Here is a 19,638-nt window from a genome sequence, read left to right as displayed (position 1 = left end):
CTATTTTTACAATTCGTTTTTGATAAACACCTTGTAAAGTTTAAACAAATATCCCCCCTTTGTCTATATATATGAATAATATTATTATAAAATTTACAAATACAAAAAACCAAAGGAATAGTCCTTTGGTTTTTTACATTTTTTTATGTTGTTTAGAAATCTTCTTCCATCTATCTCGTTCCTCCCTTGCCAGAGTAATGTTTTGTTTTCTCATAACATATGCCAATTCTCTTTGCAGCTTTTTATAGCTTAGTAAGCGCTCTACGGGTATAGTTCCGTTATCTATAGCATTTCGCACTGCACATCCTGGTTCACCTTCATGTTTACAATCTCGAAAGCGGCAAGTATTTGCAAGATCTTCAATATCGGAAAATGTAGTTTGAATTGCCGTGCTTCCTTCCCAAAGCTGAAGTTCCCTCATACCAGGCGTATCAATTACTAAACCGCCACTCGGTAATTGGAACAATTCACGGTGAGTTGTCGTATGCCTTCCTTTACTATCTTCTTCACGTATATCTCCGGTTTTTGCTACAGCTGTTCCTATTAATGCATTTAATAAAGTAGATTTCCCTGCACCTGAAGATCCAACTAAAGCAATTGTTTTTCCTGGTGAAACAAATTGTTGCAATAATTCTATTCCGACGTACACTAAGCTATCAACAACAAATATAGGAACACCGATTGCTACCGCTTCAGTTTCTGCAATTTTCTGTTCCACATCTTCACATAAACTACTCTTCGTTAAAACAATAACAGGCATTGCACCACTCTCATAAGCCACCAGCAAATAACGTTCCATCCTTCTTACGTTGAAATCATGGTTAAGTGCATTCACTAAAAATAGATAATCTACATTTGTTGCGATAATTTGTTCTTCAGTTCTGTTACCAGCTTCTTGTCTTGAAAAAGAACTTCTTCTCGGAAAAATACGGTGAATAATTGCCTTTTTCTCATTTTCTATTTTCTTTATATATACCCAATCCCCAACTGCCGGATAATCTCCCTTCGTTAACGCTTCATGACGAAACTTCCCAGACAGTTCCGCTACATATTCACCATCATTACAAATAATCCGATATATATGCTTATGCTCAAGTAAAATACGCCCTACTTCATAGTTCTCTACAGCTTGTTCTTCAAAAAAAGAATCCCATCCGAAAGATTCTAAAATATTTTGATCCAAATTGATATCCTCCCTAGTTTGAACTTAGTGGAAGGATCGTGCGCTCACTTATAGAGTATCGCCCTTTCCGTCCACCTTTGTATTTGGTTTATTATTCATATAAGTTAATTTCGCCATAATACATCACCCCGTTCTTATTTTAATTACTCTCATTATATGGAATATTGATTTAAAAAGCTACCTCATTTAACGTAATTTTCAAATAACTTATTTTTTAGCATTTTAATTTGTCCGCGATGACTAATTTCATCTTCTAGCACATGAAACCAAAGGTAGTGCTGATTATACGCTACGCCATTAGGCCACTTTCTTTCTGACATTAGCCATTCGTCATCCTGTTCACTCAAACACTTTAGTGTTTCTTCTCTCACTTTTTGCAAAAGTTGTACATAATACGGTATGTCATAGCCACGAATAGATTTCCCTGCTTCCCCTAAATACAGTGCATCTTCCCATATTTCTAATTCTTCTTTTGTAAAGTCACGCTTTTGAAATGAAATAAGCTGATGTGCTTTTTCAATAGCTGCTATATGCTTTAGTAACGCTCCGATGGAATTCCCTCCACTCGGCATAATTAAATCTAATTGCTCAACTGATAGCTCGTTTATTCCCTGTAATGTTACAGCCCTCGTATGTTCCAGCATGCTTACTAATTCCCCTATATTTTTTGTATAACCATCTACACTTCTTATTCGATAATCTATATTCATATCACGCACCCCTTTCTACATTCATATTAAGGAATAACCGCTTCATACAATAGACTGAAATATATCAGATTTTTCTGTTATAATTAAATTGAATACGGAATAAACCTAAACAAACTTTCTCAATATGCTTATATGAAATATTAAAAGGAATCAATATCAAATTATCGAATCTTATTCACTAAAAGGAGTGGATTCGATGGAAATGTATCAATGGCTAACCGCTGTTCTCGTTGGTGGCATTACTGGCTTCGTTTCCCATCTGATCAATAACCAAGGCAAGTTATTGCTTCCACGCCGTTTAAAAACTTTTTTTCATTTTGGATTTTTAACTGATATTTTTACAGGTAGCCTCGCCGCACTTCTTGGACTCGTTTTATTCGATGTCACCTTAATAAAAGAAATTATAAAAGTCTCCATTGTGACCGCTATTTCCGGTCAAACGTTTTTACTTCACCAAGCTCTTGGTGGTGAACAGGCTAAAAATACGCAAATTGGGAAAGCTGATGAGAAAATCCAAGAAATTGACAAACTATTACGACGTTAGTCTATACTTTCTCTAAAAATTATTGTTATAATAAAAAATAAATATTTTCTATTGCGTCGTTTGTCAGAAGAAAGGGTGTTTCGTATGACAAAAAAGAAAATAGAAGATTTCTTAACAAACACCGAAAAAGAGGAACTGCTAGAAAACTATAAATGTTTACGAGAAGCCCGCACAAAAAGCGAAGCTAACTATTTTGGTGAAGCAGTAAACCATCTATTAAATAAAGCAAAACAACGAATTATTAATGATGCAGGCATACATGATGAAAATGCAGCAACTGTTCAATCAAAGAGAAAAGCACTGTTTTAGCTAAAACAGTGCTTTTTATTACGGCATTTTTCACATTACTTTCACATCTATTTCACAAATATAAGTATTCCTATATGTTAAACTAAGTATATCCTTTTCCAAGGAACTATATGCCGATATATAAATCCCTATCTCTTTAGGGATTTTTTGTTTTTTGAATTTCCCCGATTTATTTTTAAAGGCTTTATGATGCAATTCCTGTTTCACTATCTTCATTAAGCTTTTCACTTTTTCTAAACAAAAATAAAGCTCCTATATATAGTAACGCAGTAAAACTACCTACAAGTATAAAATTGTGAGATGCTGCAAATAACATTCCTGCTATTGCCGCTCCAATCATTTGGCCAATATACATAGAAGCATTAGCAAGAGCGGCTCCTGTTCCTCTTGCTATACTAGACATATTTTGTAAGCACCCCATCATCAATACAAACAAAATTCCTGTCACAAAAAATAAAACAAAGAAAAATAACTCTACAAACATAATGTTCTTTAAATGAGGAAGTATGACATATAGCACTGCTGTAAATAGAATTCCACCATAGAAAGAAAGGTTATAACCAATTTTATTTACGATTCTCGGCCCAAAAATGTTACCGGTTAAATTTCCTAATCCTAATACGAGCATAGCTGTTCCTATTTCATGGACTTGTAAGCCAAATTGAATGGAAAGCCATACACCAAAAAATGAAAATGCAGCAAAATTACCAGTTTGAAAAACAAAATATGCAAAATAAGAAAGTGAAACCTTTGAATCTGTAAGTAATTGTTTATAGCGCTTTAAGATGTTTGTTTTACTTCCACCTATATGAACCGGTTGTATTTCTGGTAATACTACATAAATAAGAATGACAAGTAGTGCTGATAATATACCAATGATGAAGAATGGTGTAGTATAGTGTATCATTGCTAAATACGACCCTACTGGTAGCCCTAAAATTTGAGAGATTGATAACCCTGCTGTTGCAATTCCAATTGCTTTTACAATTTGCTTCTTCTCTATAAGGAGCGGAATAGATGCCCACACTTGTGGAGATACAAAAGCTGCACTTACACCTGCTAAAAATCTAAATGTTAGCATCCATAAAAAACTCGGTGCCATTCCACACAAAAATGTACTTAATGCAAAAAAACTCATTCCTAATACCATCACTTTTTTTCTGTTTAAGCCATCTGATATAGGACCAGCGATAAGCGCAAATCCAGCGTATCCTAAAGCATATGAACTCACCATCCATCCTGATAATTCAGTTGATACATGATACACCTGTTGTAATGTCGGCAAAAGTGGTGAAATTAAGAAAGTATCTGTACCAATCATAAACATTATCGTAAAGAATACAGCTAGCACTCTTTTCATTTAAACCTTCTCCTTTTATATAAAAAGAGGGCCCTATCCCTCTTTTCAACTAATCTTCTAATATAGATTCAATCTCTTTCATAACCTTCTCATTCAATGAAACTTCCACCGTTCTTACACTTTCTCTTATTTGCTCTGCTCGTTTCCCACCAGGAATAACAGTATCAATTCCTTTTTTGTTTAATAACCACGCTAAAGCTAAATGCGATACTTCGAGATTCTTTTCTTTAGATAAGCCTTTTAACTTCTCAACTTTCTTAAAGTTACTCTTATATGTATTTTCTTCAAATAGATTTACACTTTGACGCCAATCCCCTTCGCTCAATTTGAAATCTTCTGTATATTTTCCGCCTAGTATCCCAAAGGCAAGAGGCCCGTACGGAATAAATGAAATACCTGATTCTATACAATATGGCAAAAGTTCTTCCCCAGCAGCACGATCCAACATATTATACGGTGATTGTACAACATCTATATGTCCGTGCTGATTCGCCTCTTTTAGTTGATCTACATTTACGTTAGATATTCCAATTGAACGAATTTTCCCTTCTTCTTTTAGGCGAGTAAGCTCTCCAATTGAATCTATGTAACTTGTTTCAGGATTTGTAAAATGTAAATAATATAAATCAATATAATCAGTTTGTAATCTTCTTAAGCTATTTTCCACAGCATTTCTTAAATAGCTTCGTTCATTATTAATATGAACCTCTCCATTTAATAACGGCTGAATTCCACCTTTTGTAGCAAGTACAAACTCGTGGCGTTTTCCTTTTAATACTTCTCCTACCAATTCCTCTGATCTACCGAAACCGTACGAATCTGCTGTATCAAAAAATGTAATCCCTTGCCGAATTGCTTCTTCTATTAATCTTTTTCCTTCTTCCTCATTCACATCAGCATATAAATTATATCCCCCAACAGCGTTTGTTCCTAACCCCAACTTCGAAATATTTAGTCCTGCCTTTTGCAATTTTGTATACTTCATTTTTTACCCCCCTATATTTCTATTGTTCGATTATATTCGAACAATAGAAATATACCACTTTATATGTTATAGTGCAAATATATTAACTTATACAAGCAGGTGAAAAAATGCGTACTCTCTATCATCCAAATCGAGAAGAAATTCAATTCTCTTCTGTCTTATATGCACTTAGCGATCAAATTCGTTTACAAATTGTAACTATGCTACTAGAGAAAAATGAACAATCTTGTGGTGCGTTAAACATTCCAATTGCGAAATCAACTTTATCTCATCATTTCAAAGTGTTACGTGAATCTGGTGTTATGTTTACACGACTTGAGGGAACGCAACGTTTCATTTCAATTCGTGAAGAAGATTTAAATACTAGATTCCCTGGTTTATTAGATGTTGTAGTACATGCAACAGAACCATACTAAAAAACATCTCATATTTATATGAGATGTTTTTTAGTAATTACTATTCTTTTAATAAATCTATTAATCCATTCCCTTCAGATGTACGTTCATACCCTAAAGGTACAGTCCTTTTTATAAGTTGCGCATATATTTCCAGCTCTGATAATTTTCTACCATACTCTCTCTCACACTGCTTTATGAGAAGTGCTAGCGCCCCAGCGACATGCGGCGTCGCCATTGAAGTACCACTTAATACCGCATATTTCCCCTCTGGATACGTAGACAGTATTTCATCACCCGGCGCTACTAAATCAATTTCTTGATTTGAATTACTAAAGCATGAAATTTTCCGCTCTAAATTAACAGCACCTACTTCAATTACTTCAGAATAAGCACCTGGAAAATCTAATTCTTCCGTATCATCGTTACAATCTCCATCATTTCCTGCAGCGCACACGACAAGTACGTCTTGTTTTACCGCATTTTGAATAGCTTCATGTAACTCTGGTACATCTTGCGGACCACCAAGTGACATTGAAATGACTCTAACTCTTTCTTTATTAGGCCCTCTCCAATTTACTGCATAATGAATGGCCTCAATAATTTGCTCATAACTCCCAGAACCATCTCCCGCTAAAACCTTTAACACTAACATTTTAGCAAGTGGTGCGACTCCTAAAACACCAACACCATTTTCAGTCGCTGCAATTGTCCCCGATACATGAGTACCATGCCCATTATTATCAAGATAAATATTGGGATTTCCTTCATAATCTTTTGTGAAATTTCTCCCACCAATAATACGATCTTTTAAATCTACATGATTTACATCACAGCCTGTATCTAAAACAGCAACGACAATATCTTTTCCTTTCGCGCTCTTTTCCCATACTTGCGGAGCATGAATCAATTGTACACCTGGTGGAATTTCATTTACTTGTTCAACCACTTTATTTACAGTAAACGGAATCAATTTAATGCCTTTTTGTTTATTCGCTGTACTACTATTCATTGTAATCCCTCCTGAAAATATATTATTTTCATTTCAGACCACTATTGAATGCGTTTAGATTTAACATTCGTTTTATTCGTTCCATTTCCCTTCCTCTCAAATGTTTCTCAATAAACAAAAGAAAAGGACCTATTATGGTCCTTTTCTTTTTCAGTTTTTCAATAGAATAATATAAAGTGAAACTATAATCAGCGGGGGATTGTTCATCTCCACTGATTATTAGCCCTCACCAATCGGGGGCTTTTACGGACAGCCCGACTCCCACAAATAGCGGGATAAATTAAGACTAAATCTTACTCTTGTTCAAAAACTGCTCAATTTCTTTTATTACATGTTTTGCGCCTTCTATACTAACAGTAATGTTTCCATTTGCTAATGAAATATTTTGATCTGAAACATCACCTGTTATTTGACAAGCATTGTATGGTTGATATTTTTGTAAAATGACTTTGTCTTCTTCTACAAAAATTTCAAGTGGTGATTTGATTTGTATTCCTAATACATCTCGTAATTCTTTAGGAATAACTATCCGTCCCAATTCATCTACTTTTCGAATAATTCCTGTTGCTTTCATGTTACTCCCCCCTTACTCTCTATTATTTTTTTCACCTCGCTATTTTCATTTTATCACTATATATTTGGTAATGCCTTACTCTTTTTAGAAAATATAGTACAAAAGTTAAAAAAACACATTTAATGAATATTCAATCTTTCTTTCAATTGTTTTAAATAACGCGATCTTATAATTAAGAAGTATACAACTTGAATACCTACGAAAATACTTAATACAATTGTATTTTCTTTAAACAGTGAGTACTCAAACATTTGTCCTAACGCAGTTAATGCTACTGCCCCGTGTAATGTTGCAACTCCAACTGGAACGAAGAATAAAAGCGCTAAGCGGATTGTGACTACTTTCGATAATTCCCCTCTCGTCAATCCAACTTTTCGAATCATTTCAAATAAACGAGTATCGTCCTCCAAATCTGAAAATAAACGGAAGTAAAGGAAGCTTCCTGCACAAACGAAAAATACAATACCAATAAAGAAACCTACAAATAAAATGGGTCCTGCGATTTGTAGACTTTGATTTTGATCGTACTCTTCTGCACTAAACGTTGCATGTTCTTGATAAGGCTTAATCTGATTCGTAAGCTCTTTACCGACCTCAATTTCATCTTTCGCGGATTGTGTTTTATACATATAATCTTTTTCTTCTTTAAATCCATCTTGTAATGAATCATATTGATTTTTAGAGATTACATACACATTACCTCTTAGTATTTTACTTAATGAAGAAGTATTAACTTTTTTCACATTTAAAGGTTCATTCATATTTGGTAAAGTAATTTCTTTTCTTTCTTTCATCGGTGGTCCGGGTATTTCGACTGACAAAAATAAAGCCTCTTTATTTGATACACTATTAAATGGTTCTCCTGTTAACTTTGCATATTCTTTATAATCTAATTCTTTTATAAAAATGGCGCTTCTTAACGACTGCTCCTCCGTTTTTTTCGATGAAATATTTATTTTTGAAGCTGCTATATTATGTTTCTTTAATCCTTCGTCAATGATTTTCAGATGCTGTGACTCATTGCTATTATCTTGCTTAGACTGATAGTGAAACGCAATTGGTCTGTCCATAATTTCTTTCGTCATCGAAGCAAACCCAACCAATGTACCTATTGCTGAAAATGCTACAGTTGAAATAATCGTTACAATAAAGAACATCCTTGCATTATCTCTCATACGGTATGCTAAATCTGACAAAGTAATAATATTTGTCTGTGTCCAATAGAAACGTTTACTTTTTTTACATAATCGAATAATAAAGACACTCAACTGCTTGTACAGCAAATACGTACCAATAATTACTACCGTTGTAACAGGAATCATCATTATAAATACCATTGCACCATGTGACATAAGAGCTCCTGCATAACCAGCACTAAGCAATACTACTGCTAATATAGAAGAAATTATAGATGCCTTCGGTTCTGGCTTCGCCTCTGCTGATCCTCTAAACAATTTCATAATTTTATTTTTACGAACCATTCCTGCACTAAACAATGAAATGATCATAAATAATACGAAAAACATAATACTCGTTACAACAATCGCTTTCATCGGTATGTAATAGGATAAAGAGATATCTAGTTTTAATATCATCGGAGCTACAAATATTAATATCCCTGAAAACAACATACCTGAAAGAATCCCAAAAATTATTGCCCCTATTCCAATCATTATATTTTCAAAGAAGATAAGACGCTTTAATTGATATTTCGTCATACCTAGCATCATTAAAATTCCTAGTTCACGCTTTCTCGTTTTTAAAAACATTCCCATTGAATATAAAATAAAGAAGAATGTAAATAAGTAAATAATAGACTGCGCAAAAGACATACTTACGAATACGTACCGTCCTAATTCTCCAGCACTTAATGCCGGATGAAACGCAAAAAATGAATACACAAAAAAGGCCATAATTGCAAATGCACTACTCAAAAAATAAGCTGAGTATGTTCGTCTATTTCGCGTTACATTTCGAAATGCGAGTTCTCTAATGTTCATACTACTTCTCCGCCCTTCTACTAACTATACTTTTATATTAGTAAAGTTCGGAAATACCTTCCATCGATTCAAATGACAAAAACCTTACATTATTGAAAGGTTTTAAACAATTGCTTATATAAAACAGTTTCATTATAATGACTACATTCATACACGCATCCTATTGTATATTCGTTAGTTTTGCGAAATAATAAAGGATAGAAGTATGTACCAATATACATATAAACTTATTTACCGCTTTAATATGAATAGGAGGAAAACATAATGACATTACAAGAACAAATTATGAAAGCATTACATGTTCAGCCTGTAATTGATCCGAAAGTAGAAATTCGTAAACGAATTGATTTCTTAAAAGATTATTTAAAAACTACAGGTGCAAAAGGATTTGTACTTGGAATTAGCGGCGGACAAGACTCTACACTGGCAGGACGTTTAGCACAGCTTGCAGTCGAAGAAGTTCGTAATGAAGGTGGTAACGCAACGTTTATCTCCGTACGTCTTCCATACAAAGTACAAAAAGATGAAGATGATGCACAATTAGCATTACAATTTATTCAAGCTGATCAGTCTGTTGCTTTTGATATCGCTTCAACAGTTGATGCTTTCTCAAATCAATACGAAAACTTATTAGGCGAATCATTAACAGATTTCAATAAAGGGAACGTTAAAGCGCGTATCCGTATGGTTACACAATACGCAATCGGCGGACAACAAGGGCTACTCGTTATCGGAACTGATCATGCTGCTGAAGCTGTAACAGGTTTCTTCACAAAATTCGGAGATGGCGGTGCAGATTTATTACCATTAACGGGATTAACGAAACGCCAAGGACGTGATTTATTACAAGAATTAGGTGCAGACGAGCGACTTTACTTAAAAATGCCAACAGCTGATTTATTAGATGAAAAACCAGGTCAAGCTGATGAAACAGAGCTAGGCATTACTTACGATCAATTAGATGACTATTTAGAAGGTAAATCCGTTCCAGCTGACGTTGCTGAAAAGATCGAGAAGCGTTATAAAGTGAGTGAACATAAAAGACAAGTACCAGCGTCAATGTTTGATGATTGGTGGAAATAGAACATAAAAAAGAAGCTAATCTCATTTAGCTTCTTTTTTATACGTTAACGATATACCCCTACTCTTTTCTCTAATAAATCCTGCAAGCAATCTTCATGTTATTTATTAAACAATGGCGGCATTTTGTCTAAAGGAAAAAACTGCAAATCTAACGTTTCATCACCGTCTATTTTTGTATTCCCTCCAACGATTGAAAACTTAAAGAATATTACAATTGCCTGTGCCTGATCTCCATTCGGATATGTTTGAAAATATTTCGTATACACACCAATGAGCTCATCAATTTCCACATCATATCCTGTTTCTTCTTTTATTTCTCGAATCGCAGTTTCTGCCGCAGATTCCCCGACTTCCATTGCACCGCCTGGAAATCCCCAGGCATTAAAGTCTCCTCTTTTTTGTAGAAGCACTTCACCAAATTCATTAAATACACAACCACCTGCAAAATTCAAAATAACATAATCATGCCCTACTTTTTCACGTAATTCTTTTATATAATTAGCCATCTTCTTCCCCTTTTCATACATCTTCTATCGCTATTTCTTATCTTTTTCAAGCAATTCAATAATCCGATCTAACTTCTGATTCATATTAATCACATGTTGTTTTTTTGCAGCGCTGTTTTGCAATAACCTTCTAACAAACAATGTAAATGATAGGAAAAACAAAACGATAAGTCCGATTACTAAACAAGTATATATCAATGTAAAAATACTACTTTCGAACAAATTCATTTAGATTCTACATCCTTCCTCTTTTATTTCATCCCATAATTCTGATTTTTTAAAGTAATACATAATAAAAAGAGCACCTTTTACAGATGCTCTTTTTCATTGCTTAATACGTAAATGTAATTGTCGCTAATGAATAACCTGTCATTGCACTATATGGCGCAACTTGATAAGATACACGCTTTGCACCTTTTGGCCAAGTTATTTCATTTAATACTTTCTTTATATCTTGCATCGTTCCATCCATTGACTGCTTATATCGTACTTCTACTTTTTCTGGCTTGGAAGCAAATTGTTGCTGTAACTTTTGCTTAAATTCATTATAATTTTCCGCTCCATATTGTGCAGACAAGTATTTTAAATTTGTTTCTTTTAACATTTGTTCATATACAGCAGTTTTTGAACTACCGGATTTTATTTTGTTTGTTAATTCACCAAAGTAACTTGTAGTTGCCGCTGGGTATTTACTACGATCCCATTCGTGGTCTTTGCTTAATTGCTCGTCAGACATATTAAAATAGGAATATGTTACACGCCCAGCTTTATCTGGTACTGGATCATCGAATGTAGTATCTAGATGGTACCACTTGTTATCAATGTTCACTAAATTCCATGCGTGAGCTTGTCCATTCCCTGTACCTGTTACAATATGATTTTGAATACCTGCTTCTTGCAATAATTGATATGTTAATAATGTATATCCTTGGCAAACTGCAGAACGATTCGCTAACGCTTCATACGCTGTATACGCTTGATAAGACGTATCATAAGATACATATTTTACAACGTAATCATGAATAGCTTTTACTTTCTCATGTTCATCCATACCTTGTTTAATGATAGAATTTACAATTGCTTTCGCCTGAGACTTTACATACTGTGTTTGCTCTTTTGATTCACGATACTCCACTTGTAATGTAAACGTATAATTCCCTGGCATCCCTTTTATAGAATACCTAGTAGATGCTACATTATATTTTACATACTCATCAGCATCTACCATTTTATTAAACTCGCCGTACAATTGGTCCATAATCTTTCTAGCATCTCTATCTTTTGTTTTATATGCGATTGTAATATTTTCTTCACGATTATCAATCTGTTTTTTTAATTCTTTTCTGAAATCATTTAACAACTTTGCATCTGATTGTGTTGTCACTGTAGTCGGATTCGTAGCCGCATAAGATACAGATGACGCTTGTAAGCCTCCCATTACTATAGTTGAACAAAGTGCGGCAGCTGTCACATACTTACTTGTCTTTCCCATCTTGTCACTCCTTACATTCTATAACTATACGAAAAAGTATCGTATAGTTTCAGAGTATACAATACTTTTCAAAATAGGTCATATGAGATTATGCATATTTAACATTGTAAAAAGGTTGTTCTTTTTACAAGAACAACCTTCTTCATTAACAAGTTTGTAACACACAACATGTATTTTCAAAACGTCGATTTTTCAAATCTTCATTACCAATACAGAAATATAGCATTCCTAATTCTCCCCAAACCATATTACAATTTTTATGATCTGAATCAATTTGGAATAAAAGCGTCATTTGCTGTGGATCTATCCCCATATATTGTCCAGTCTCGTACAATACCTCATCTTGTACAGAGAATGGTTCTCCAAACATTTGATGATTATCATAGTTGTCTGGGATTAGCTCTTCAAGTAATTGCAAGAAACGATCCGAATCCGCCTCATCTTCAATGAAAAGTTCTGGCAATTTATATGTCAGTTCAAAATTAATTGCACACTGGTTATATTTCGCTTGTATTTCATCTGCTCTACGTAATTGCTCTACAGGGATATCATAATAAAGTACACGTCCGGCTTCGGTTGGATCCACATCTTCTTCAAAGTAATTTTCAATACTAAAGAAATATAACATCCCTGTCTTAGGAAGATTATGTTCCATACCAACGTTTTGTAAATCACTTAAATTAAATTGTGCGATGAAACGTAACGGATTCTCTTTGTATGTTGGATATTCAAATGTATTTGGCAAATCAGGAACTCCGCCCATTTTCGAACTGCCTATCGTAATTATTTCCTGTTGTTTTGGCACAACTTTTACACAAGGAAATACAGTATTAATAAGTTCCTGTTTCAAATGTGTTAGTTCATATTTATCAATTAATATTTCAATTTTCTTTTCCATAAATTCTCCTTACATTTACATACTTATTTGTATCATAGCACAAAGATTATACTCCATTCATTGTAAAATCAACAAGCCCTCCAAAAAACGGGCTTATCCCTCGTACGCGAACAAGTTTAAAAAAGCATAGTATACATTGTTCCTACAAACACGATAGTTCTTTATTTCTTCCAGTACATTTTCCCCTCGTTCATTTTTATTTTTAATTTAAGGAGGAATTCCACATGGGTTACGGATATAGTTGCGGCGGCTACGGCGGTGGTTACGGTTACGGCGGTAGTTGTGGTGGATGTGGTTATGGAGGTTTCGCTTTATTAATCGTTTTATTTATCCTTCTAATCATCATCGGCGCTAGCTGTTGGGGCGGCTTCGTAGGCTGCTAGTAAACTTAAAAACTATTGTAAAAAAGCACGTACAATACGTGCTTTTTTTCCATTTTCATTTTTTAGAAAGGAAGTATGTTCAATGAAAATTGATGGTGTTTTTGAAGGAGGCGGTGTACGCGGAATTGCGCATGTGGGGGCAATTTGCGCGTTAGCCGAAAAAGGATATGAATGGGAGCGCGTAGCTGGAACATCAGCCGGCGCTATTATTGCAGCTCTTCTAGCAGCAGGATATTCTTGTTCCGAATTAAAAACGATTGTAACAGACATTGATTATGAAAAATTCACTAAAAAAACTTTTCTTGATAGAATCCCCTTTATTGGTAAAGGATTAAGCGCTTGGTCTACTCTAGGTATTTATTCAAATGTATTTCTCGAAGAATGGCTAGAAGACCTGCTTAGAAAAAAAGGAATTCATTTGTTTACAGACTTACCCGATTTGAATAAACTCAAAATTATTGCTTCAGATATAAGCAATGGTAAAATGGTTATTTTTCCCGATGACTTACCAAACTATGGATTTTTAAATTATCGCTTCTCTATCGCTAAAGCAGTAAGAATGAGTAGTACAATCCCTTTCTTCTTTGAGCCAGTAAAATGGAGAACACCAAAATGGAAGCAGCCTTGTTATATGGTTGACGGCGGTATTTTAAGTAATTACCCAATTTGGATTTTCGATTCACCGACTTCTCCTCGCTGGCCTACCTTTGGATTTCATTTTGTAAAAGATGAGATTCAAGCTGATCCCGCCCACTATGACGAACCTATTTCCATGTTCAAAGGATTATTTAAAACGATGATGCAAGCTCATGATTTACGGCATTTAGATAAAGAATCAAAGGCTAGAACTATTACAATTCCAACAGGAAGCATTACCAGTACTAATTTTCAACTAACTAAAGAAGAGAAAGAATGGCTCTATAACTCTGGTTATAATGCAGCTAATAAGTTTTTACAATCTTGGAACTTCAGACAATATGTTGATGAATATAGAAATGGAAATCAGGATCGCAAAACCAATCGATTTTTCCGTCAACTTGACTCATAATTATATTATTTTCCCTGTCACACTTTAATAGTAAATAAGCCTAATAATATAGTACATTATTAGGCTTATTTACTTCTTATGTACTCTCCCATTATTTAAGGATAAGTTAACCCTTCAGCTTCTTCTGCGGTAATTACTATGTAACGGTTTCCGGTTCTTAATCCTAATAGTTCTGCTTTTTCAACTGCATCCTGTTTTGTCTCTGCATAAGCAGCTAAATATTTATCCCCATCGATAATTTGGCAAATCACATATTGTTTCATGGTTTTCTCCTTTTACCCTTTAATTAATTGCGCAATCTTTTTTATTCCAACTTCAATTTCTTCTACAGTTGCATAGGAATAAGAAAGACGTAAAAATTGGTTAGCACTTCTATCATACAAAGTGCCTGGGTTTAACAACACCCTTTCTTGTAAAGCTTTTTCAAATAAACTACGATTCGAAATTGGTAGATTTATATGTAGCCAAATGTAAAAGCTTCCTACTGGCTCATGCCAAGTTGCAATGCCACTACAATACTTTTCTAACATACTTATCATAAAATCTCTACGTTTTTTCAATTCACTTCTTACAAACTGTAAATGTTCATCATACAATCCATTTTCAAACCACTCCGCTGCAATCTGCTGGGATATAGAACTTGAACCATAATCAGTTTGCATTTTTATATCTGCTAATCTTTGAATAACTGATTCTGATCCAACAACCCACCCAATTCTTAAACCAGGACTAATGACTTTGGACATACTTCCAATATGTAGCACGATACCATTTTTATCATATGCCTTTAAAGGCTTTGAAACTGGTGCATCGAACCATAAATCTTGATATACCGCGTCCTCAATAATAGGTAATCCAATTTCATTACATATCTCCATCACTTCTTCCCTCTTCTTAGCGTTCATACTAAAATTGGTCGGATTATGAAAAGATGGGATTGTATATAAAATAGATGCGTTAAATTGTTTCTTATATTTTGTGATATAGGAAGTATTTATACCATTCTCATTCATTGGTATTCCAATCAAGCGCATTCCTGCTGATTGAAATACATTAAGCGAATATAAATATGATGGTTTTTCTAATAAAATTGACGCTCCTTTCGGAAGAAGCCCCATAGAAATAAGTTGCAGTGCTTGGATTGCTCCCGAAACAATTAAAATAGAGTCAGGAGATACATATACCCCATGCCCTTTTAAATATTCCGCAATTTTTTCTCTTAAATGGAGATTTCCTTTCGGTTCCTCATACCCAAGTGTAACATTTGATTGTAGAATTTTATTAATAATACCCTTCATCTTTTTCTCAGGCAAGAGACTCGGTGAAAGTTCACCTGTTCCTAATCGAATTACATTGGGAGTAAATTCAGCTTGATTAATCTCTTGTACAGCAGGAAGATTCGGATAATGAAGTCCTGTTTCTACATAAGACTGCCAGTTTGGAGGCGGGGCATATGTAGAAGTACTCTCACTATTATTTATAACAATTGTTCCCTTCCGGCCATTCCCCTCAACATACCCTTTTGCTACTAATTCATCGAAAGCCATTACAATTGTACTTCGATTCACTTCAAACGTATGCGCCAAATCTCTTTGTGAAGGTAATTTAGTTCCAATTGTCCATTCCCCATTAACAATTCTCTCTTTTATATAAGATTCTATTTGTTTATACAAAGGAACAGATGAAGACATATTAGGTTTCCAAACGAGCCTTTCCATTATCTCACCTCACATACTTTATGGTTGGTAACCTATCCAACCATATGGATGGATACAAATTTTCATTTCTTCTATACAATATAGACTATCATAATTAATCAAATTAAGTAGGAGGTAATCTGATGAGTGAAGCAATTATTCACGGTATCATCCTTGCATTTGGTCTTATCATTCCATTAGGTGTCCAAAATATTTTCGTCTTTAACCAAGGCGCTAGTCAACCAAATATTTGGCGAGCTGCTCCTGTAGTCTTGACTGCATCTATATGTGATACATTATTAATATTAATTGCTGTACAAGGTGTCTCCCTTGTCCTCTTAACTTTCTCTTGGTTAACAACCACCTTGTATATGATTGGATTTTTCTTTCTTATGTATATGGGCTGGGTTATTTGGAGAAGCGATCCTTCAAATGATGTAAAACAAGAAAAAAGCATGCCTTTAAAAAATCAAATTATTTTCGCCGCATCAGTTTCATTACTAAATCCACACGCAATTTTAGACACAATTGGTGTAATCGGAACAAACTCTATACAGTACATAGGAAGTGAGAAATGGGCTTTCACTTTTGCAACAATTATAGTTTCTTGGATCTGGTTTATTAGTTTAGCTTTTGCTGGAAAATTTCTTAAAGGATTTGACTCGACAGGAAAAACGATTATAGTATTAAATAAAATTTCAGGGCTAATCATATGGGGAGTCGCACTTTATATGTTAAAACAAGTTATTTTTCCTAACTAATTAAAGAGAATTGCATGTTATGTAATTGGCATGCAATTCTCTTTCGCATTATGAAGTTGGTTCCGGTTTCTGTTTTAACATCACTTTATCTTTTGCTGGTTTAATCCAAATAATTGCTATGACAGCACCAATAGCAGCGAAGATGCTTGTTAAATAAAACACTTCATGGTCTGCCCCTTTCATAAAAAAAGAATACAGGGGTGGTCCAGCTGCTACACCGATAAATCGCATTGAACTATAAAATGACGTAACTGTCCCCCTCTGCTCTTTTTCAATCCCTTGTGTAATAAGAGCATCTAGACATGGTAACGCCATACCAATTCCTCCCCCCATAATAACGAGACAAAGAAGTAGCAAATAGATTCCTTTTAGAAATAAAGGTAAGAAGACAGATGCAGCAGCCAGTAAAAATCCAATATAGATACACTTTTTCATAATATCTTGTTTATCTCCAATTTTTTTACCAGCCATATATGAGCTAAGTGATAGTACAAGTAAAGGAATAGCGAGTACACACCCTTTCCATATACCATGAATATCGTACTTCGACTCCAGTATAGTTGACAGATAAAAAAGTATTCCGAATAAAATAAGCATAATAATTGCACCTAGTATAAAAATGGCAATTAACCATCTTCCCTTTTCTCGAAACGTAGAGATAATAGATTGAATAAATTCCTTAAGTGGTGGGGCTTCTTCTTCTTGTTTCTTCGCCTTTACTAGTACCAGTAGTAAAACAATCGATATTACACATAAAACTGGAATCGCCCAAAATGGTAAGAACCATACAATTGCTGCAAGAGCTGATCCTAATATGGGACTCAATACTTTTCCAAATGTATTTGACGTCTCAATGATTCCTAAACCTGCACTAACCTGTTTTTCATCTTTGTATAAATCACCGACACATGGTATGACAACTGGCATAGCACCAGCAGCACCTATCCCTTGAATTGCTCTTCCGATAAGAATCCAAACATAAGGGTTATCAACTTTCCATGATACCCATCCCGTTATCGCTCCTCCAATAGCTGCAATTAATAAACTTGGAACCATTACCATCTTTCGTCCCCATCTATCTGATAAATAACCAGCAATCGGTATAAGTATAATTGCAATGATAGAATAAATTGTAATTATCATGGATACTTGGAAAGATGAAATATGTAATTTCTTTTCAATGGTTGGCAGGATTGGAATAAGCATTGAATTACCTAGCGTCATAACAAGTGGAACTGATGCAAGTGCAATTAAACAACAGTTTTCTTTTTTTAACATGTTGATTTCGGAACCTTTCATCATATATTTCTTACCATATAATAGCCCTGCTGGAAATTATGTTTACATTCCACCAGGGCTATTTCATCTTTACTACTTTCCATTTACAACAAAAGAAATTGGGTAAAATATAGCATTACCCCTATTCTTTGAATCCTGTTCACAATATATCCATACCAATTAATTGAAAATAAAAAAGAAAGGAAGAATCCTTCCTTTCTCCTATAACCTTCTACATTTAGCGAGTATATCCGCCACCAAGCTGTTGTTCTGCCATCGCTACAAGGCGTTTTGTAATTTCACCGCCTACAGAACCGTTTGCACGTGAAGAAGTATCAGCTCCAAGCTGTACACCAAACTCTTGTGCAATTTCATATTTCATTTGATCTAGAGCTGCTTGTGCTCCATGTGATGCTAATTGATTAGCGTTACGATTTCTAGCCATTACCGATCACCTCCTTATATATATTAAACTGTATCAAATCCGAAATTAAATACATGGTAATTTTTGGTTATTAATAAAATAAAAAAAGAGTCTCCTAAACGAGACTCTTTCATCATTTCACCTTATGAACTTACTACTTCTAATTTTCTATTCGTTAATGCTTTCATTTCTTCTTTCAATATATCTTTCGCATTATGCCCAAACCATTCAAGCGAAGCAAAATGATCAGTATCTCTCACTTCCCGGATGATTTCATCATAGTTTACAATACCTTCAAATAATGGAACCATTCCTATACGACTTCCAGCAGCGGCATATACATTATTTGGTTCAAACACGTGTAAATACTCCGCTGATGATATATTCTTAAAATGGTAATGTTGTATCCACGGCTTTAATCGATGAAAACTATCTACAGGGTCTGCACCAGACTCCCATATATGAAGAAAATCAAGGTTTATTTTTAAATATGGATGATTTACTTCTTCTAACAATTTCAAAGTAGACGGCAAAGTATCCGTTAACGTATTTGGATGTGTTTCTAATAGTATATACATATTATGCGGAGCAAATAGATCACAAATCATGCGAATTCGCTCCACATACTCTTTTCTCTCTTGTTCCGAGAAATCCTCACTACCTTTTTGCCCGGCAAACGTACGAATTTTATTTGTATTGAACCAATTAGCTAGTGTTACCAGCTGTTCACATTTTTCCATCGTTTTTTGAAAATCCGCTAATAATGATATGTCCAAGTAATCACTTATCATCGTAACTTCTAAATTTTTATCCTTTAAATAATCTATTTCTCGTTCTGTCGTTTCACGCTCTTGCATATATAAATTTTGTGCATGGGTCCCCCACAACTCAATTCCTTCAAAACCGTTTTCGTATGCAAATTGGACAATATCAGTAAATGAAATTAGTTGATGGCGAAATGAAATTGTACATAGCGAATATTTCATTGGTTTGAAC

At 34.4% G+C, this 19,638-nt stretch carries 23 protein-coding genes; 7 read left to right on the top strand and 16 right to left on the bottom strand.

The window, feature by feature from the left end; genetic code table 11:
• Positions 1-133: 133 nt before the first annotated feature.
• Together rsgA and MKY90_RS09980 are read right to left on the bottom strand one after the other, a co-directional pair.
• Positions 134-1,183 carry a ribosome small subunit-dependent GTPase A gene (gene rsgA, locus MKY90_RS09985; RefSeq protein ID WP_341091232.1) on the bottom strand — a complete coding sequence of 350 codons (1,050 nt, stop codon included), beginning with the start codon at positions 1,181-1,183 and terminating at the stop codon, positions 134-136.
• 182 nt (positions 1,184-1,365) lie between these two features.
• Entirely contained in the window at positions 1,366-1,893 is a 528-nt protein-coding gene (locus MKY90_RS09980; protein ID WP_341091230.1) for a DinB family protein, read from the bottom strand.
• 196 nt (positions 1,894-2,089) lie between these two features.
• Between MKY90_RS09980 and MKY90_RS09975 the strand changes: the two genes are divergently transcribed.
• The gene (locus tag MKY90_RS09975; RefSeq protein WP_000426320.1) at positions 2,090-2,437 is read left to right on the top strand and encodes a DUF4257 domain-containing protein; all 348 of its coding nucleotides are present in this window, start codon (positions 2,090-2,092) and stop codon (positions 2,435-2,437) included.
• A gap of 84 nt (positions 2,438-2,521) precedes the next feature.
• Positions 2,522-2,746, top strand: coding sequence for a hypothetical protein (locus MKY90_RS09970; RefSeq protein WP_098168047.1), 225 nt, complete (start codon positions 2,522-2,524; stop codon positions 2,744-2,746).
• Positions 2,747-2,930: 184 nt separating this feature from the next.
• On the opposite strand, the gene MKY90_RS09960 is transcribed toward MKY90_RS09970, so the two are convergent.
• Together MKY90_RS09960 and MKY90_RS09955 are read right to left on the bottom strand one after the other, a co-directional pair.
• Positions 2,931-4,106: an MFS transporter gene (locus MKY90_RS09960; RefSeq protein WP_098168049.1), complete on the bottom strand. Its 1,176-nt coding sequence runs from the start codon at positions 4,104-4,106 to the stop codon at positions 2,931-2,933.
• 49 nt (positions 4,107-4,155) lie between these two features.
• Positions 4,156-5,091, bottom strand: coding sequence for an aldo/keto reductase (locus MKY90_RS09955; protein ID WP_098168050.1), 936 nt, complete (start codon positions 5,089-5,091; stop codon positions 4,156-4,158).
• Positions 5,092-5,198: 107 nt separating this feature from the next.
• On the opposite strand from MKY90_RS09955, the gene MKY90_RS09950 reads away from it, so the two are divergent.
• Entirely contained in the window at positions 5,199-5,507 is a 309-nt protein-coding gene (locus MKY90_RS09950; RefSeq protein ID WP_002012403.1) for an ArsR/SmtB family transcription factor, read from the top strand.
• A gap of 40 nt (positions 5,508-5,547) precedes the next feature.
• On the opposite strand, the gene MKY90_RS09945 is transcribed toward MKY90_RS09950, so the two are convergent.
• The 3 genes from MKY90_RS09945 to MKY90_RS09935 all read right to left on the bottom strand — a co-directional run bounded on the left by MKY90_RS09945 (position 5,548) and on the right by MKY90_RS09935 (position 9,072).
• A complete protein-coding gene (locus tag MKY90_RS09945; protein WP_341091227.1) occupies positions 5,548-6,498 on the bottom strand; it encodes a serine protease in 951 nt (316 codons plus the stop codon).
• A 286-nt stretch (positions 6,499-6,784) separates the two neighbouring features.
• A complete protein-coding gene (locus MKY90_RS09940) occupies positions 6,785-7,072 on the bottom strand; it encodes an AbrB/MazE/SpoVT family DNA-binding domain-containing protein (RefSeq protein WP_002012401.1) in 288 nt (95 codons plus the stop codon).
• 119 nt (positions 7,073-7,191) lie between these two features.
• On the bottom strand, positions 7,192-9,072 hold the full coding sequence (locus MKY90_RS09935; RefSeq protein WP_098168051.1) for an ABC transporter permease: 1,881 nt from the start codon (positions 9,070-9,072) through the stop codon (positions 7,192-7,194).
• Between the two features lie 264 nt (positions 9,073-9,336).
• On the opposite strand from MKY90_RS09935, the gene nadE reads away from it, so the two are divergent.
• Positions 9,337-10,155 carry an ammonia-dependent NAD(+) synthetase gene (nadE, locus tag MKY90_RS09930; protein ID WP_002064947.1) on the top strand — a complete coding sequence of 273 codons (819 nt, stop codon included), beginning with the start codon at positions 9,337-9,339 and terminating at the stop codon, positions 10,153-10,155.
• A gap of 98 nt (positions 10,156-10,253) precedes the next feature.
• Here nadE and MKY90_RS09925 read toward each other — a convergent pair whose 3' ends face one another.
• The 4 genes from MKY90_RS09925 to MKY90_RS09910 form a co-directional block, all read right to left on the bottom strand.
• A complete protein-coding gene (locus tag MKY90_RS09925; RefSeq protein WP_341091224.1) occupies positions 10,254-10,661 on the bottom strand; it encodes an NUDIX hydrolase in 408 nt (135 codons plus the stop codon).
• A 30-nt stretch (positions 10,662-10,691) separates the two neighbouring features.
• A complete protein-coding gene (locus tag MKY90_RS09920; protein ID WP_002086113.1) occupies positions 10,692-10,889 on the bottom strand; it encodes a DUF4083 domain-containing protein in 198 nt (65 codons plus the stop codon).
• Between the two features lie 103 nt (positions 10,890-10,992).
• Entirely contained in the window at positions 10,993-12,153 is a 1,161-nt protein-coding gene (locus MKY90_RS09915; protein ID WP_002086115.1) for a transglutaminase domain-containing protein, read from the bottom strand.
• 145 nt (positions 12,154-12,298) lie between these two features.
• Positions 12,299-13,051, bottom strand: a complete 753-nt coding sequence (locus MKY90_RS09910) for a YwqG family protein (RefSeq protein WP_061675422.1) — start codon at positions 13,049-13,051, stop codon at positions 12,299-12,301.
• Positions 13,052-13,275: 224 nt separating this feature from the next.
• On the opposite strand from MKY90_RS09910, the gene MKY90_RS09905 reads away from it, so the two are divergent.
• Together MKY90_RS09905 and MKY90_RS09900 are read left to right on the top strand one after the other, a co-directional pair.
• The gene (locus MKY90_RS09905) at positions 13,276-13,434 is read left to right on the top strand and encodes a YjcZ family sporulation protein (RefSeq protein WP_000540422.1); all 159 of its coding nucleotides are present in this window, start codon (positions 13,276-13,278) and stop codon (positions 13,432-13,434) included.
• An 82-nt stretch (positions 13,435-13,516) separates the two neighbouring features.
• On the top strand, positions 13,517-14,482 hold the full coding sequence (locus MKY90_RS09900; protein WP_063217763.1) for a patatin-like phospholipase family protein: 966 nt from the start codon (positions 13,517-13,519) through the stop codon (positions 14,480-14,482).
• Positions 14,483-14,577: 95 nt separating this feature from the next.
• Here the strand turns inward: MKY90_RS09900 and MKY90_RS09895 are convergent, their stop codons facing one another.
• Complete coding sequence (locus MKY90_RS09895) at positions 14,578-14,745, bottom strand: DUF3933 family protein (protein ID WP_002012388.1); 168 nt, start codon at positions 14,743-14,745, stop codon at positions 14,578-14,580.
• A 12-nt stretch (positions 14,746-14,757) separates the two neighbouring features.
• Entirely contained in the window at positions 14,758-16,200 is a 1,443-nt protein-coding gene (locus MKY90_RS09890) for an aminotransferase-like domain-containing protein (RefSeq protein ID WP_002141371.1), read from the bottom strand.
• A gap of 122 nt (positions 16,201-16,322) precedes the next feature.
• Between MKY90_RS09890 and MKY90_RS09885 the strand changes: the two genes are divergently transcribed.
• The gene (locus MKY90_RS09885; protein WP_341091220.1) at positions 16,323-16,940 is read left to right on the top strand and encodes a LysE/ArgO family amino acid transporter; all 618 of its coding nucleotides are present in this window, start codon (positions 16,323-16,325) and stop codon (positions 16,938-16,940) included.
• Positions 16,941-16,988: 48 nt separating this feature from the next.
• On the opposite strand, the gene MKY90_RS09880 is transcribed toward MKY90_RS09885, so the two are convergent.
• From MKY90_RS09880 to MKY90_RS09870, 3 genes are all read right to left on the bottom strand, one after another.
• Positions 16,989-18,239 (bottom strand): MFS transporter, encoded by a 1,251-nt coding sequence (locus tag MKY90_RS09880; protein ID WP_215553109.1) that lies wholly within the window; start codon positions 18,237-18,239, stop codon positions 16,989-16,991.
• A gap of 217 nt (positions 18,240-18,456) precedes the next feature.
• Positions 18,457-18,663, bottom strand: a complete 207-nt coding sequence (locus MKY90_RS09875) for an alpha/beta-type small acid-soluble spore protein (RefSeq protein WP_000113539.1) — start codon at positions 18,661-18,663, stop codon at positions 18,457-18,459.
• Positions 18,664-18,785: 122 nt separating this feature from the next.
• Positions 18,786-19,628, bottom strand: coding sequence for a sugar phosphate isomerase/epimerase family protein (locus MKY90_RS09870; RefSeq protein WP_002126948.1), 843 nt, complete (start codon positions 19,626-19,628; stop codon positions 18,786-18,788).
• Positions 19,629-19,638 lie beyond the last annotated feature (10 nt).

Source organism: Bacillus sp. FSL P2-0099, from assembly GCF_038007445.1.
In the GTDB taxonomy this organism is placed as follows: domain Bacteria; phylum Bacillota; class Bacilli; order Bacillales; family Bacillaceae_G; genus Bacillus_A; species Bacillus_A mycoides.
Note: the sequence above shows the minus strand (reverse complement) of the source record. Positions and strands in the feature narration are given on the sequence as shown.